The organism is Curtobacterium sp. MCLR17_045, from assembly GCF_003234405.1.
Lineage (GTDB): Bacteria > Actinomycetota > Actinomycetes > Actinomycetales > Microbacteriaceae > Curtobacterium > Curtobacterium flaccumfaciens.
The window spans coordinates 37857-52921 of sequence record NZ_QKTB01000013.1; the positions used below are offsets into that span (position 1 = coordinate 37857).

Sequence of the window (15065 nt, forward strand, 5' to 3'; positions counted from 1 at the left end):
GTGCCTAGCGGCGCGAACCGCGGCCGGCGACGCGCGTGTAGATGAACAGCACGATGATGGCGCCGATGATCGAGCCGATGATGCCGGCGGGCTGGAAGAAGCCGTCGTTCCCGTCGTGGTTGAAGATCAGGTAGCCGAGGAACCCGCCGACGAACGAGCCGACGATGCCCAGGACGATCGTCATGAGGATGCCGATGTTCTGCTTGCCGGGGATGATGAGCCGGGCGAGAGCGCCGGCGATGAGTCCGATGATGATCAAGCTGATGATGAGACCGAGCACGGTGTCCTCCTCGTGGGTGCGGTTGCCGCGGCATGGTTGCCGGAGTCAGGGCCGAGGACCGACACAACTCCGAGGTTCCTGGGAGGATTGTCGGGTTCAGTCGAGGGAGCGCCGCAACCAACGCTCGACACCTTCGACGTGGGACACGACGAGGGCCTGCACGAGCTGCGGATCCCGGCGGCGGATGGCGTCGACGATGGCCGCGTGCTCGTCGAGCGTGCGCTGCACCGACCCGTTCTGCGTCAGTCCGCGCCACACCCGCACCCGTACCGTCTTGCTCGACAGTGCGTCGAGCAGCCCGGACAGGTACTGGTTGCCGCCGATGCCCGCGATGGTCGAGTGGAACAGCAGGTCGTGGGCGACGAGGTCCTCGACGCCGGTGTCCTCGCCGACGGACTGCATCAGGGTCGCGAGTTCGTCGATCTGCTGCTCCGTGGCACGGGCCGTCGCCAGGACGGCGGACGCCGGTTCCAGGATGCGGCGCACCTCGAGCAGGTCGACGAGCGACCGGTCGTGGTGCATGTCGACGACGAACGACACCGCCTCGAGGAGGACGCCCGGTTCGAGCGACGTCACGTAGGTGCCGTCGCCGCGTCGGACGTCGAGCACGCGGATCAGCTCGAGCGCCTTCACCGCTTCACGGAGGCTGTTGCGCGACAGCCCGAGCGACTCGCTCAGTTCCTTCTCGGGCGGGAGGCGCTGGCCGGGTTGGAGCTCGCCGCTCACGATCATCTGCTGGATGCGTGCGATCGCATCGTCGGTCAACGACGCCACGTCACCACCTCCTGTGGACCCGGCCGCGTGCGCGACGGGACGTCCCGACGATACCCGGGACGGGCCTCCAGGCCGGTGCGGCGGAGCCGCGGGACGACCATCAGGCCGGCCGCAGCCGGAGCGCCTGCATCCCGCCGTCGACCGCCAGCTCGACGCCCGTCGTCGACCGGGCGAGCGGGCTCGTCAGGTAGGCGACCGCCTCGGCGACCTCCGCCGCCTGCACCAGACGTCCGTGCGGCTGGCGTGCCTCGAGCGCGGCGCGTTCGGCGGCCGGGTCGTCCGCGGACGACAGGAGTCGCGCGATCCACGGGGTGTCGGCGGTGCCGGGGTTGACGGCGTTGACGCGGATGCCCTCGCGGACGTGGTCGGCGGCCATCGCGCGGGTGAGTGCGGAGATCGCCCCCTTCGTGGCGGAGTAGAGCGCCCGCTGGGGCAGCCCGGCGGTGGCCGCGACGGAGCACGTGTTGACGATGCTCGCGCTGTCCGACGCTCGGAGGTGGGGGAGCGCGGCGCGGGACAGGCGAACGGCGCCGAGGACGTTGACCTCGTACACGCGGCGCCACTCGTCGTCGGTGTTGTCCTCGACCGTCCCCTGGGCGCCGATGCCGGCGTTGTTCACGAGCACGTCGAGACCGCCGAGCTGGTCGACGGCCGACGCGACGGCGGCACGGACGGACTCGTCGGACGACACGTCGCAGGTGACGGAGATGAGTGCCTCGGCGGTGGACGGCTGCAGGTCGAGCACGGCGACCGCCGCGCCGCGCTCCTGCAGTGCGGCCGCGATGGCCGCGCCGATGCCGGAGGCGCCGCCGGTGACGATCGCGCGGAGACCCGCGTGGGTGCTGGGCATCCCGGTCGCGGTGGTGTCGGTCATCAGGCTGCTCCCACTGTCTGGCGCTGCGAGCCGAGCCCGTCGGCGGTGAGCTCGACCACGTCGCCGGGCTGCAGGTACGGCGCGTGCCCAGCCAGGGCGACCCCGGCCGGTGTGCCCGTGCTGACGACGTCGCCCGGGTACAGCACCATGAACTGCGACAGGTACCGGACGATCTCGACGGGTCGGAAGATCATGTCCGCCGTGGTGCCGTCCTGCCGCACCTCGCCGTTGACGGTGAGCCGGAGTGCGAGCGCCGCCGGGTCGACCTGGTCGGGGGTGACCAGCCACGGGCCGAGCGGGTTGAACGTCTCGCAGGACTTCCCCTTGTCCCACTGCCCGCCGCGCTCGAGCTGGAAGGCCCGTTCGGAGACGTCGTTCGCGATGGCGTACCCGGCGATGCAGGCGCTCGCGGCCTCGTCGGAGTCGCAGTAGCGGGCGGTCTGCCCGATGACGACGGCGAGTTCGATCTCCCAGTCGGTCTTCTCGCTGCCGCGGGGGATCAGGACCTCGTCGTCCGGGCCGATCACCGTCATCGGGTCCTTCATGAACACGATCGGCTCGGTCGGGATCTCGGCGCCGGTCTCGGCGGCGTGGTCGCGGTAGTTCAGGCCGATGCAGACGACCTTGCCGGGACGGGCCACCGGTGCTCCGCGGCGGAGACCCTCGGCGTCGGGCAGCGCTCGGAGGTCCCCGGCGCTCCTCGCGTGCCGGACGCGGGCGACCGGGTCGGACGCCAGGAAGGCCCCGCCGATGTCGGTCGTGATCGGGCGGAGGTCGAGGACCTCGCCGTCGGTGTCGACCGCGACGGGGATCTCGCCGCCCGCGGGGCCGAGTCGTGCGAACTGCATCGTTCCTCGCTCTCCGGTTGCACCGGCGCAACCAGAGACATCCTATGTCTGCGCCGGGTTGCCGACAAGGTCGCGGGTGCTGAGGGTCCTCCCATGCAGGTACGTGCGCTCCGCCGTCCCGCTCAGCACCGACTGCCGTTCGTCCGGGGTCAGGTCGGCCAGCGCGTCGGTGGTCCGCCGCACCACGTCGTCGTAGGTCGTGGCGAGCGTCGAGACGGGCCAGTCCGAACCGAACAGCGACCGCTCCGGGCCGAACCGCTCGACCACGGCACGCACGTACCGGTCGACGGGCTGTCGGCGCCACTCCGGTCCGGCCTCGGTGAACAGTCCGGACACCTTGCAAGCCACGTTCGGACGCGCGGCGAAGTCGTCGATCCGGGCCGCCCACCCGGGATCCCCGCCCGCGATGTCGGGTTTGCCGGCGTGGTCGAGGACGAACGATCCCTCGGGCACGGCGTCGAGCAGTGCGAGGGCAGCGCGGTGCTCCCGCGCTCGGACGAGCACGTCGAACACCAGGCCGGCGGCGGCCACTGCACGGACCCCGCGGACGACCTCGGGGCGGGCGAGCCAGTCCGGGTCCGGTTCGTCGTGCGCCTGGTGGCGGATGCCGACCAGGCGGGTGCTGGCCGGCCGATTGCCCACCAGCTGGCTGCTGGCCGGCCGATTGCCCGCCAGCTGGCTGCTGGCCGGCCGATTGCCCGCCAGCTGGCTGCTGGTCGGCCGGCCCCCGCCGGACCCCGCGATCAGTGCGGCGATCCGGTCGACGACGTCCGGGGCGGTCAGGTCCACCCAGCCGACGACCCCGGCGACCGGCTCGGACTGCTCGAGGAGCCAGGCGGTCTCGCCGGGGTCGTGCACGGCCTGCACGACGATCGTCCGGGTGACGTCGGTGCTCCGGGCGGCGGCGCGGAGGTCGTCCACGTCGAACCGGCGGCGGATCGGAGCGACCGAGTCGTCCATCCAGGGGTACGGCCGGTCGGCGGGATCCCAGAGGTGGTGGTGAGCGTCGATGATCACGCGCTCATGATGCCCGATTCATCCGATGTCCGCTCGGGGTGCCGGTGCGGCGACCGCTCGCGCTCAGCGACACCTCACGCGCCACAGTGCCCGTGAGGTGTCGTTGGGCGCGTGGAGTCGCAACCGCCAACGCCGATCAGACGACCCCGGAGGCCTCGAGCTCTGCCCGCAGCTCGGCGTCCGACGGCTCGACGAAGTGCTTGCCGTTGGGCAGCACCACGACGGGGATGTTCTTCCGGCCGCTGATCGCCTCGGCCCGGTCGGCCGCGGACAGGTCCTGCTCGACGTCGACGTACTCGTAGTCCACGCCGAGGGTGTCGAGCAGCGCCTTGGACCGACGGCAGTCGCGGCACCAGTCGGCACCGAACATGGTCACGCGGTCGGGGGCAGTCGTCGCATCGCTCATGTGCAGAGAGTACGTCGGAGTGCCCCCGGGCATTCCCGGAGCGCCGCCGGACCCGCGCCGCGCTCGCCCTACGATTGGCACATGCCGCCAGCACCCGATCCCGCGACGCTGGCCTGGGCCTCGGCGGCCGTCCGGCGCTTCGCCGCCGCGACCAACCTGCTCGTCGCCGCCCGACGGTTCCGCATCGTCGGCGGTGACCCCCGTGACGCCGCGGCACTGCGGCACCTGCTGACCGCACTCGGGGCGCGCGAGGCCGAGCAGCCGAACCACCAACACCAGCACCGGCAGCACCCGTCCGACCTCGTCGACCAGCTCTGGTGCCTCGGCACGCCCGAGGAATCGACGCCCGCGGTCGAGCAGGCGGCCGACCGCCCGCGCGGCACCACCCTGGTCGTCATCGACGCCGGTCGGCACATGCCCGCCGTCGACGAGGACGCCTTCGGTCCCGTCACATCGGCCCGCCCCGGCGTGCTCGCCGTCCCGATGCTCTCCGACGACGTCTTCCTGGTGTCCACCGGCCGCGACCTCGAAGACGACCCCGCAGCGGACGCCCGCTTGCGCTGGGCACGACGTTCCATGCCGGTCGCCCGCTCGGTCGCCGCGGAGCTCCGCGACGGCGGACTCCTGCGCGGCACCCGCATCGGCGTCGCGATGTTCCTCGAGCCCAAGACGGCGGTGCTGAGCCTGCTCCTCCGTGACGCCGGCGCCGAGGTCGTCGTCTACGCCCACGCCGACGAGACCGACGACGCCGTCGCCGAGGCACTGCGGTCCGCCGGCCTGGCGGTCTTCGCGAGCAGCACGGCGACGCTCCCCGAGCAGAAGCAGCTGGCCCTCGCGATGCTCGACACCGCGCCCCACATCCTGCTCGACGACGGCTCGCACGTCATCCGGCTCGCCCACCAGGAACGCCCGGACCTGCTGCCGACGATGCTCGGAGCGGCCGAGGAGACCACGAGCGGCCTGCGGCCCCTGCGTGTGCTGGCAGCGCGCGGCGAGCTCGGCATCCCGGTGATCGCGGTGAACGACGCCCGCACCAAGACGTTCTTCGACAACCGGTACGGCACCGGGCAGTCGACGGTGTTCGCGGTGCTCGACCTGGTCGACGGGCTCGCGTCCGGCACACACCGGGTGATCCCGGGAGGCGCGGCGGTCGTCGCCGGGTTCGGGCACGTCGGCGAGGGGGTCGCCCTGGTGCTCACAGCCCTCGGGTTCCGGGTGACGGTCGCCGAGACCGACCCGGTCCGCGCCCTGCAGGCGCGGTTCGCCGGGTACGCCGTGGCCCCGCTCGTCGAGGCGGTGTGTGACGCCGACCTCGTGATGAGCGCCACCGGGGTGTCGCACACCATCGACCTCGAGGTGCTCCGGGCCTGCGCCGACGGTGCGGTCCTCGCCGTCGCCGGAGGGGTCGACCAGGAGATCGCCATCGACGACGCGCTCGCCGCCGGGGCCCGGCGCCAGGACGTGGGGCCGAAGGCCGAGCGGTTCGTGTTCCCCGGGGTCGACGGTGGGCCGATCGTGCTCGACGACGGTGGCTGCATCAACATCACCGCGGCCGAGGGCAACCCGGTCGAGATCATGGACCTGTCGTTCGCCGTGCAGCTCGGCGCCGTCCGGATGCTCCTGGAACGCGGCGACGAGCTGGAGCGTGCCGTCGTGCCGATCGACCCCGCGGTCGACGACGTGACCGCCCGCACGGCGCTCGCCGCCTTCGGAACGCACGTCGGCCCTCCCGGCCTTCCCCCTGAACACCCGGCGGACCGCGAGCCGGACGTCCGGACGCACCGTTTCGGAGACCCGGCGTGAGCGCCCGACAGCACCCGGTCACGGTGCACTCGGCGCGCGTCGTCGTCCCGATGACGGCGCCACCGATCGCGGACGGCGCGGTCGCCGTGCAGGACGGCCGGATCCTGCACGTCGGCGACCGGTCGTGGGTCATCGACCAGCTCACCGGGTCCGGCGCGACCTTCACCGAGCGGCAGTGGCGTGGCGCGCTCCTGCCCGGACTCGTGAACGCGCACTCGCACCTCCAGTACACCGGCATGGCCAGGGTCGGCCAACGGCAGTACAGCGGGTTCGAGGACTGGGCCGCAGCGTTCAACGTCGACTACGCCGAACCGCACGACTGGCGGGCCGAAGCCGCGGACGGTGCACGGGCGTCGATCCTGGCCGGCGTCACGAGCATCGCGGACATCGTCACCGACATCGAGGCCTCGACCGCGCTGCAGGACGCCGGGCTCGGCGGCATCGCGTACTGGGAGGTGATGGACTGGGAGAACGACGCCTGGCAGTCGCACGGTCGCGACCAGGTGCTCGACGAACTCGACCGGATCCCCACGATGCCCGGTGCGGGTCTGTCGCCGCACGCGCCGTACTCGCTCGAGGTCGCCCCGCTGCTCGAGCTCCCCGACATCGTGCGGCAGCGCGGTCTGCGACTGCACCTGCACCTCGGTGAAGCGGCGTTCGAGGGGGAGCGCACCGCCCTCGGTCCGGTCCCCGGGCTCGACGGGGTCGACGGCGTCGGCCACGGGAACGACTGGCACCTGGCGAACGTGCCGTCGTTCCGGGCGCTGCGAGCCCTGGGCTTCGGTGCGAGCGCGACCGCGTTCGTCGACCGTCTCGGCGTGCTCGGGCCGGACTGCCACATCGCCCACGGCGTGTACATGACCGCCGCCGACCGGGCGCTCCTGCGTGCCCGGGGCACCGCCGTCGCACTGTGCCCGCGGTCGAACGCCGTCATCGGCCTCGACCCGCCGCCCGTCGCCGACTACCTGCGCGAGGGCAGCCCGATCGCGATCGGCACCGACTCCCTGTCGTCGTCGCCGTCCCTCGACCTGATGGCCGACGTCACCGCGCTCCACCGCATCGCCCGCGCCCAGGGCTACGGGCACCGTGACCTGCACGAGCGGCTGCTCGCGGCGGCGACCCTCGGTGGTGCGCACGCGATGGGCCTCGCCGTCGGGTCGGACCGCATCGGGCACCTCGCCGTCGGGGCGCGCGCCGACCTGGCGGTCTTCGACGTCGACGCCCGGACGGTGCCGGACGCGCTCGCCGAGCTCGTCGAGGACGGCGCCGGGCGGGCGGCCGCCACCGTGATCCGTGGGGTCGTCCGCGCCGCGGCGGGCGTCGTCACCGAACCGGCTTCCCCGCACATGGACATCCCCACACCGCACCAGGAGGAACGATGACCGAGTCCGCACCCCACCCCGGAATGGCCGCACGCCGAACCGTCACCGGTGAGCTGATCGAGTGGCTCGACGTGCCGAAGCGCGCGATCGCCCTCGGCATGGAACCGCACCCCGAGGGCGGCTGGTACGTCCGCACCTGGACCTCGCCGGCGACGGTCACCACCCCCGCGGGGGACCGTCCCGCCGCCACCCTGATCCACTTCCTGCTGCCCCCGGGCGAGGCCTCCGCCTGGCACCGGGTCACGAGCGACGAGATCTGGATGTGGCACGGGCCGGACACCGTCGACCTGCAGCTCGGCGGCGACGGTGACGTCCCCGAGCCCGGCGCGACGATCACGCTCGGCCCGGACGCCGGACGCGACCGGGTGAACGACGCGCAGGCGTTCGTGCGCGGCGGGGTGTGGCAGCGGACGATCCCGGGCGACGGCGAGGTGCTGCTGAGCTGCCTGGTGTCGCCGGGCTTCTCGTTCGACGACTTCACGATGGCCGACGACGGGGACCCTGCCGCCGAGTAGCACCGCGACACCGTTTCGCGTTGGTATCCCACTGCGAAGTACACTTCGACCTGCCCCCACCCCCCTCGCACGAAGGCCCGACCGTGACCCGTCACCTCCGCTTCACCCTCGCCGTCGCCACCGCCGCGGTCGCCGCCCTCGCCCTGTCGGCCTGCTCCGCCGGGGGCAGCAGCAACGCCGACGGCACCGTGACCGACGGCAAGCTCACGATCGCCACCGGTGACCCGGCGTACTCGCCCTGGGTCGAGGACAACAAGCCGCAGTCCGGCAAGGGCTTCGAGTCCGCCGTGGCCTACGCGGTCGCGAAGGAGATGGGCTACGGCAAGTCCGACGTCGTCTGGAAGCGCAGCACCTTCGACAGTGCCATCGCGCCGGGCCCGAAGGACTGGGACCTCAACGTCCAGCAGTTCTCGATCGACGCGAAGCGCAAGAAGGCCGTCGACATGTCGAGCGCCTACTACACGACGACCCAGGCGGTCGTGACGACGTCCGGGTCGAAGGCCGCCGGCGACACCACGATCGCCGCGCTCAAGCAGGACGCGATCGGCGTCGCGACCGGTTCGACGAGCATCGCGAGCGTCAAGGACGTCCTCGGGGTCACGCCGCAGGTGTTCAACTCCAACGACGACGCCGTGCTCGCGCTCAAGTCCGGGCAGATCGACGCGATCGTCACCGACCTGCCGACGGCGTTCTACATGGCCTCGGCCCAGGTCGACGACGGCACCGTGTCCGCGCAGTTCCCCGACGACGGCAAGGGCGACCAGTTCGGCTTCGTCCTGCCGAAGGACTCGGAGCTGACGAGCAAGGTCGACAAGGCCCTGAAGACCCTCGACGACGACGGCACCCTGCAGGACCTGCAGACCAAGTGGCTGTCGTCGGAGACCGGCACGCCGGTCCTGAAGTAACCGGATGACCCTGCCAGCAGGGGCCGGCACCCCGGTCGCCGCACCCGCGCCGAGCCAGGTCGAGCTCGAGCGTCGGCTCTACCGCCGCCAGCGTGGCCGTCGCTCGGTCGTGGTGTCGGTCGTCTCCACCCTGGTCGTGCTCGCCGTCGTGTACTTCGGCGTCGTGAACACCCCCGGCTGGGCAGCGGTGCAGCAGTCGTTCTTCGACCCGCAGACCGCGGTCGACACGTTCCCGGACATCCTGCTGGGCCTCTGGCTGAACGTCCGGATCCTGTTCTTCAGCGCCATCGGCGTCGCCGTGTTCGGCACGCTGCTCGCGGTCGTCCGCGGCCTGCGCAACCCGGTGTTCTTCCCGCTGCGGATGCTCGCGACCGGCTACACGGACCTGTTCCGCGGTCTGCCGCTCATCATCGTGCTCTACCTGGTCGGCTACGGCATCCCCGGGCTCGGGGTGTTCCCGCGGCTCCCCGCCGAGGTCTGGGGCACGATCGCGATCACCCTGACCTACTCGTCCTACATCGCCGAGGTGCTCCGCGCCGGCATGGAGGCCGTGCACCCCTCCCAGCGCCTGGCCGCCCGGTCGCTCGGACTCTCGCACGCCAAGACGCTGCGGCTCGTGGTGCTGCCGCAGGCGATCCGCAAGGTCACCCCGGCGCTGATGAACGACTTCGTGTCGATGCAGAAGGACGTCGGTCTGGTGTCGATCCTCGGGGCCGTCGACGCGGTCCGCTCCGCCCAGATCGCGCAGGCCGAGACCTACAACTTCACGCCGTACTTCGTCGCCGGGCTGCTGTTCGTGGTGATCAGCCTGCCGCTGATCCGCGTCACGGACGCGATCGCGCGACGCCAGCAGCGGCGCGAGCAGATCGGAGGGACCGTATGAGCGAGGCCGGCCTGGAGGCCCGTGGTGCGTCCGGTACGGACGCCGCGGTCCTCGAACTGCGCGGGTTGCGCAAGGCCTTCGGCGAGCACGAGGTCCTGCGCGGGATCGACCTGACGGTCCACCGCCACCAGGTCATCTGCGTCATCGGGGCCTCGGGCTCCGGCAAGTCGACGCTGCTCAAGACGGTCAACCTGCTCGAGGGCATCGACGACGGCGAGATCCTGCTGCAGGGCACGGACATCGCCGATCCGCGCGTCGCCGTCGACGCCGTGCGGGCACGCATCGGCGTGGTGTTCCAGCAGTTCAACCTGTTCCCGCACATGAGCGTGCTCGACAACGTCACGCTCGCGTCCCGCCAGGTGCACGGCATCGGACGGGCCCAGGCCGAGGACACCGCGCGCCGGCTGCTCGACCGGATCGGTCTCGCCTCGTTCGCCGATGCGTACCCCGACCGCCTGTCCGGCGGGCAGCAGCAGCGCGTCGCCATCGTCCGGGCGATCGCGTCGGACCCGGAACTCCTGCTGCTCGACGAGGTCACGAGCGCCCTCGACCCGCAGCTCGTGGGCGAGGTGCTCGACCTGGTCACCGAGCTGAAGCGGCAGGGTTCGACGATCCTGATGACGACGCACGAGATGCACTTCGCGCGGAACGTCGCCGACCGGATCGTGTTCCTGCACCGCGGCGAGGTCGTCGAGCAGGGTTCCCCCGCCGACGTCCTCGACCACCCGCAGCACCCGGCGCTCGTCGAGTTCCTCGCCCGCGTGCACGCCTAGGGCGTCAGCAGCACCTTGCCGATCACCTCGCCGTCGCGCACGCGGCGGTGGGCTTCCTCGACCTCGGCCAGGGGCAGCACCGAGTCGATGACCGGGCGCACCCGGCCGTCGGCGACCAGCGGCCAGACGTTGTAGCGGACCGCCTCGACGATGGCGGCCTTCTCGGCGAGCGGCCGTGCGCGCAGGGTCGTGCCGCTGATCGTCGCGCGCTTCCGCATCAGCACCCCGAAGTCGAGCTCGGCGGTGCGGCCGCTGCCCGAGGCGATGACCGCGATGTGCCCGTTCGGGGCGAGGGCCTGCAGGTTCCGCTCCAGGTAGGACGGTCCGACGACGTCGAGCACCACGTCGACGCCGACACCGTCGGTGAACGCCATGACGCGCTCCACGAAGTCCTCCGTGCGGTGGTCGACCACCAGGTCGGCGCCGAGCTCACGGGACGCGGCGACCTTGCGGTCGCCGCCGCTCGTCGCGATCACCGTCGCACCGAGGGCCTTCGCCCACAGCACCGCGTGCGATCCCATGCCGCCGGTACCGCCGTGCACCAGGAGCGTCTGCCCCGGTCGGAGCCCGGCGAGCATGCCGATGTTGGAATAGACGGTGCAGGCGGCCTCGGGCAGGCCGGCCGCCTCGACCAGGTCGACGCCATCGGGGACCGGCAGCACCTGCGTGACCGGCGCGACGACGAGTGCCGCGTACCCGCCGCCGGAGAGCAGCGCGCACACCCGGTCACCCACCGCCACGGTCGTGACGCCCGCACCGACGGCCCGCACCGTGCCGGAGACCTCGAGCCCGAGGATCTGCGAGGCCCCGGGCGGCGGGGGGTAGTTCCCGGCGCGCTGCTGCAGGTCGGCGTTGTTGACGCCGGCAGCGGCGACCTCGATCAGGACCTCGTCCGTACCGGGTTCCGGGTCGGGCAGGTCGGTGACGGACATGGAAGCGTCGTCGAACGTGATGGCTCGCATGCCCTCGACGGTACGCGCCACGTGCCTCCGGCCGGGTGCCGATCGCCCACAACCCGGCCGGTCTCCCTGTGGATGTTCCCTGTACGCTCGATGACGGATCTGCACCTCATCCGGGGGAGTGCGGACAGATCGAGGGGGACTCTCCACCATGCCCAAGAAGCTCATCGCGCTGGCCACCGCCGGCCTCGCACTCACGCTGCTCGCCGGTTGCTCGACCGGGCCGTCCAAGGCCGAGCAGTGCACGCAGTTCGAGAAGACCGTCAAGTCCGCCGCCCAGGGCGTCCAGTCCGAGGCCGCGAACCTGCAGTCCGACCCGGACGCCGCCGTCACGAAGCTCAAGGAGCTCGACGAGAAGATCTCCGACGGCGTCGACGACCTGTCGGACGACGACCTGAAGGCCAAGGGCGACGCCTTCGAAGAGGCCTACGGCGACCTGGTCGACGACATCGAGGACATCGCCGACGACCCGCAGTCGGCCGACGTCTCGGCCCTGACGAAGTCCAGCACCAAGGTGCAGGACGCCGGCAACGCGTTCCAGAAGGAGTGCAACTCCTGATGCGCCGCACCCTCACCGCGCTCGCCACCGCCGGCCTCGCACTCACGCTGCTCGCCGGCTGCTCGGGCGGCGACGGCGGTTCGTCCGACGGCGGCTCTTCCGGGGGCGACTCGGGCTCGTCCAGCGCACCGTCGGCCTCGAAGACCGCCGCAGCGGCACCCGCCCAGACCAAGCAGGAAGCCTGCTCGCTGCTCGAGAACGAACTCGCGTCGTTCCTCAAGGAGCAGGGTTCCAGCTCTGCCCCGGCCGAGCCGAAGTCCCGTGCGGCGCTCGTCGACGAGTTCGTCCAGCGCATCGACTCGGCGCTGACGAAGGTCTCGAACGACCAGGTGCGCGACACGTTCGAGGACTTCTCCGGCGCGGCCAAGGGCTACAGCTCGGCCATCCGCTCCGGCGCGGCCGAGGACTCCACCGAGGTCACGAAGGCCCAGTCCGAGGTGCAGACCACGCTCGACCAGGTCTCGGCGGTCTGCCCCGCCAAGAGCTGAGCGGGCGCACGCCCGGCCACGCACGACGACGCCCCGCCGCTCCTGGACCAGGAGCGGCGGGGCGTCGTGCTTCCCCCCGTCGGGCGAACGGGCGTCAGACGGCCGCGGGCTGCGAGGCGTCGAGGCGTGCGACGTCCTCCGGCCGCAGCCGCACGGTCGGCGCCGTGATCGAGTTCAGGATCGACTGCGGCCGCGACGCACCGGGGATCGGCACGACGACGTCGCTCTTCTGCAGCTCCCACGCCAGGGCGATGACCTGCGGGGTGACCCCGCGGTCCCGGGCGATGTACGCGAAGTCCTCGAACGCCGTGCCGAGGTCCGCCGCGCTCCCGATGCCACCGAGGGGGCTCCACGGCAGGAACGCGATGCCGAGCTCGTCGCACAGCTCGAGTTCCGGCTCACTCGACCGGAACTTCGGCGAGTACTGGTTCTGCACCGACGCCAGGCGTCCGCCGAGGACCTCGTTCGCGGTGCGGATCTGGTCCGGGTCGGCGTTCGAGATGCCCGCCATCCGGATGACGCCCTCGTCGAGCAGCTCGGCGAGCGCCCCGATCGAGTCGGCGTACGGCACTGCCGGGTCGGGGCGGTGGAACTGGTACAGGCCGATCTGCTCGACGCCGAGCCGCTTCGCCGAGGCCTTCGCCGCCTCCTTCAGGTACTCCGGGTGCCCGTTCTGTGCCCAGTTGCCGGCTTCGGGGCGCAGGTGTCCGCCCTTCGTCGCGATGAGGACGTCCGAGGTGTCGTCGTGGAACTCCCGGACGGCCCGCGCGATGAGCTCCTCGTTGTGCCCCACCTCGTCGTGGCCGCCCAGGTGGTACGCGTCGGCGGTGTCGATGAGCGTGACACCGTTCTCGAGCGCTGCGTGGATCGTGGCGATGGACTGACGCTCGTCCGGTCGGCCCTCGATCGACATGGGCATCCCGCCCAGACCGATGGCACTGACGGACACGTCTCCGATGACTCGTTGCTTCATCGGCCCAGCATGCGCCGGGGGTGCGCTCGCACGCCCAGGTGGTCACGCCGTGGCCGTGACCGACAGGCGGACTGGAGGCGCGTGGCGGCCCCGCCTTCGCGCCTCCAGGCCGGAACGCACACGCGTTCTCGGACAGGACACGCGTCGATCGACGCGTGTCCTGTCGGAAGCGTGGTGTCGGTCAGGCGCTGGCGGACACCGACGACGAGGCGGAACCGCTGTCGACGGCGTTCGCGAAGACGACCCCGCCCCACACGATGACGACGATCGCGAGCACGAAGCCGATCGCCGCGATCCACCACGACGGCTTCCGCCGGATCCACGCGCCGATCGACAGCACGATCGTGGCGACCCCGATGACGAAGGCGCCACCGACCGCGATGGCCGCGCCACCGAAGTACCCGCCGGGCGTGCAGCCCGACGAGGCGTCGCACTCCGCCGTGGCCGAGGCGATCGCGACGATGCCGACGACCGCCGTGATCGCGGTCATGACGGCACCGAACACCAGGAGCAGCACCGTCGAGATCCGGTCGGCGAGCTTCGCCGGCGGGAACAGCGTGGTGCCACCGTGCTCCCACGCCACGCGCTGCGCGTCCGTGGGACCGGAGGAGGACTGCGGCGGAGGGCCGGGGACGTTGGACCAGGTCATGCGTGCAGTCCTACCGCGCCTCGACCCCGAACGCCTGTGCGAGCCGCTGGATCTTCTGCGCCCGACCGAGCCGCGGCAGGTCGGAACCGTCGCGGATGACCCGGCCGCGGGCCTCGAAGTCGTCGAGGAAGTCCTGCGCCCAGGCGACGTCGGTCGGGGTGGGGGAGATGACCTCGTTGATGACGGGGAGCTGCTCGGTGTCCAGGCAGAGCTTGCCGGTGAGGCCGAGCGACACGGCCACCTGCGACTGCTCGCGGAGGATCGGGTGCGACGACCCGACCGTGGGGCCGTCGATCGGGCCCGGCAGGTCGCCGACGCGCGAGGCGACGACCAGCTTCGACCGCGGGTACGCCATCGCGAGCGTGTCGGCGCTGGTCCCGGTGTCGCGGCGGTAGTCGCCGGAACCGAAGGCCAGGCGGAACGCGCCCTGCGCCTTGGCGATCGACACGGACTCCTCGATGCCCAGGGCCGACTCGACCAGGGCGATCACCGGCGTCTGGCCGCCGAGCCGGTGCCACGTGTCGGTCACCTGGGCGGGGGACTCGGTCTTGGCGAGCATGACACCCTGCAGCCCGGGCAGGCCGCGGAGCTCCTCGACGTCGTCCGCCCAGAAGTCCGTCGTGACGTCGTTGATGCGCACCCAGGCCTCGCCACCGCCGGCCAGCCAGGCGGCGACGCCCTGCCGGGCCGAGGGCTTCGCGGCGGGGTCGACGGCGTCCTCGATGTCCAGGATGATCTGGTCGGCGCGGGAGCGCTGGGACTTGTCGAACCGGTCGGTGGCGGTGCCGGAGACCAGCAGCCACGACCGTGAGATCTCGGCGGGGACCGATCGACGCCGGTTCGGCGTGGGGGCGGACGGAGCGGTGCGGTCGTCGATGGCCATGCCCCGTTGGTACCACACCGAACGGGGCTGCCGTCGGATCGGGCGCGCCGCACGTCGGGTCGGACGGTGGCGCACGTCGGGCCGGACGGCGGTC

Annotated in this window: 18 protein-coding genes; 8 read left to right on the top strand and 10 right to left on the bottom strand. The window is 72.0% G+C overall.

Annotation, left to right across the window (positions count from 1 at the left end):
* Positions 1-4: 4 nt before the first annotated feature.
* From DEJ05_RS10150 to DEJ05_RS10175, 6 genes are all read right to left on the bottom strand, one after another.
* Positions 5-280 carry a GlsB/YeaQ/YmgE family stress response membrane protein gene (locus DEJ05_RS10150; RefSeq protein WP_110865416.1) on the bottom strand — a complete coding sequence of 92 codons (276 nt, stop codon included), beginning with the start codon at positions 278-280 and terminating at the stop codon, positions 5-7.
* Positions 281-376: 96 nt separating this feature from the next.
* Complete coding sequence (locus DEJ05_RS10155) at positions 377-1054, bottom strand: FadR/GntR family transcriptional regulator (protein ID WP_110862381.1); 678 nt, start codon at positions 1052-1054, stop codon at positions 377-379.
* Positions 1055-1154: 100 nt separating this feature from the next.
* Positions 1155-1928, bottom strand: a complete 774-nt coding sequence (locus tag DEJ05_RS10160) for an SDR family NAD(P)-dependent oxidoreductase (protein WP_258376130.1) — start codon at positions 1926-1928, stop codon at positions 1155-1157.
* A complete protein-coding gene (locus tag DEJ05_RS10165; protein WP_111110350.1) occupies positions 1928-2776 on the bottom strand; it encodes a fumarylacetoacetate hydrolase family protein in 849 nt (282 codons plus the stop codon). Before DEJ05_RS10165 ends, DEJ05_RS10160 begins: the two co-directional genes overlap by 1 nt.
* Positions 2777-2818: 42 nt before the next feature.
* Positions 2819-3793: an amidohydrolase gene (locus tag DEJ05_RS10170; RefSeq protein WP_220037015.1), complete on the bottom strand. Its 975-nt coding sequence runs from the start codon at positions 3791-3793 to the stop codon at positions 2819-2821.
* 136 nt (positions 3794-3929) lie between these two features.
* On the bottom strand, positions 3930-4199 hold the full coding sequence (locus tag DEJ05_RS10175) for a glutaredoxin family protein (protein WP_017888006.1): 270 nt from the start codon (positions 4197-4199) through the stop codon (positions 3930-3932).
* An 81-nt stretch (positions 4200-4280) separates the two neighbouring features.
* Here DEJ05_RS10175 and DEJ05_RS10180 point away from each other — a divergent pair, with 81 nt between their 5' ends.
* The 6 genes from DEJ05_RS10180 (at position 4281) to DEJ05_RS10205 (ending at position 10460) form a co-directional block, all read left to right on the top strand.
* The gene (locus DEJ05_RS10180) at positions 4281-6002 is read left to right on the top strand and encodes an adenosylhomocysteinase (protein ID WP_111110351.1); all 1722 of its coding nucleotides are present in this window, start codon (positions 4281-4283) and stop codon (positions 6000-6002) included.
* A complete protein-coding gene (locus tag DEJ05_RS10185) occupies positions 5999-7384 on the top strand; it encodes an amidohydrolase family protein (protein WP_258376131.1) in 1386 nt (461 codons plus the stop codon). Before DEJ05_RS10180 ends, DEJ05_RS10185 begins: the two co-directional genes overlap by 4 nt.
* The gene (locus tag DEJ05_RS10190) at positions 7381-7899 is read left to right on the top strand and encodes a cupin domain-containing protein (protein ID WP_241660406.1); all 519 of its coding nucleotides are present in this window, start codon (positions 7381-7383) and stop codon (positions 7897-7899) included. Before DEJ05_RS10185 ends, DEJ05_RS10190 begins: the two co-directional genes overlap by 4 nt.
* Before the next feature lie 83 nt (positions 7900-7982).
* The gene (locus tag DEJ05_RS10195; RefSeq protein WP_110865420.1) at positions 7983-8804 is read left to right on the top strand and encodes an ABC transporter substrate-binding protein; all 822 of its coding nucleotides are present in this window, start codon (positions 7983-7985) and stop codon (positions 8802-8804) included.
* A 4-nt stretch (positions 8805-8808) separates the two neighbouring features.
* Positions 8809-9687: an amino acid ABC transporter permease gene (locus DEJ05_RS10200; RefSeq protein WP_071404033.1), complete on the top strand. Its 879-nt coding sequence runs from the start codon at positions 8809-8811 to the stop codon at positions 9685-9687.
* Positions 9684-10460 carry an amino acid ABC transporter ATP-binding protein gene (locus DEJ05_RS10205; RefSeq protein WP_071404032.1) on the top strand — a complete coding sequence of 259 codons (777 nt, stop codon included), beginning with the start codon at positions 9684-9686 and terminating at the stop codon, positions 10458-10460. The genes DEJ05_RS10200 and DEJ05_RS10205 overlap by 4 nt, the downstream gene beginning before the upstream one ends.
* On the opposite strand, the gene DEJ05_RS10210 is transcribed toward DEJ05_RS10205, so the two are convergent.
* Positions 10457-11422, bottom strand: coding sequence for an NAD(P)H-quinone oxidoreductase (locus DEJ05_RS10210; protein ID WP_111092770.1), 966 nt, complete (start codon positions 11420-11422; stop codon positions 10457-10459). The two genes, DEJ05_RS10205 and DEJ05_RS10210, sit on opposite strands and share 4 nt — an antisense overlap.
* A 148-nt stretch (positions 11423-11570) precedes the next feature.
* Between DEJ05_RS10210 and DEJ05_RS10215 the strand changes: the two genes are divergently transcribed.
* Positions 11571-11978 carry a hypothetical protein gene (locus DEJ05_RS10215; RefSeq protein WP_071404030.1) on the top strand — a complete coding sequence of 136 codons (408 nt, stop codon included), beginning with the start codon at positions 11571-11573 and terminating at the stop codon, positions 11976-11978.
* Positions 11978-12466, top strand: coding sequence for a hypothetical protein (locus tag DEJ05_RS10220; RefSeq protein ID WP_111110353.1), 489 nt, complete (start codon positions 11978-11980; stop codon positions 12464-12466). The genes DEJ05_RS10215 and DEJ05_RS10220 overlap by 1 nt, the downstream gene beginning before the upstream one ends.
* A 94-nt stretch (positions 12467-12560) precedes the next feature.
* On the opposite strand, the gene DEJ05_RS10225 is transcribed toward DEJ05_RS10220, so the two are convergent.
* The 3 genes from DEJ05_RS10225 to DEJ05_RS10235 all read right to left on the bottom strand — a co-directional run bounded on the left by DEJ05_RS10225 (position 12561) and on the right by DEJ05_RS10235 (position 14971).
* On the bottom strand, positions 12561-13439 hold the full coding sequence (locus DEJ05_RS10225; protein ID WP_071244093.1) for an aldo/keto reductase: 879 nt from the start codon (positions 13437-13439) through the stop codon (positions 12561-12563).
* 181 nt (positions 13440-13620) lie between these two features.
* Complete coding sequence (locus DEJ05_RS10230) at positions 13621-14088, bottom strand: DUF6264 family protein (protein ID WP_111110354.1); 468 nt, start codon at positions 14086-14088, stop codon at positions 13621-13623.
* A 10-nt stretch (positions 14089-14098) separates the two neighbouring features.
* Positions 14099-14971, bottom strand: coding sequence for a CoA ester lyase (locus tag DEJ05_RS10235; protein WP_017887994.1), 873 nt, complete (start codon positions 14969-14971; stop codon positions 14099-14101).
* Positions 14972-15065: the final 94 nt, after the last annotated feature.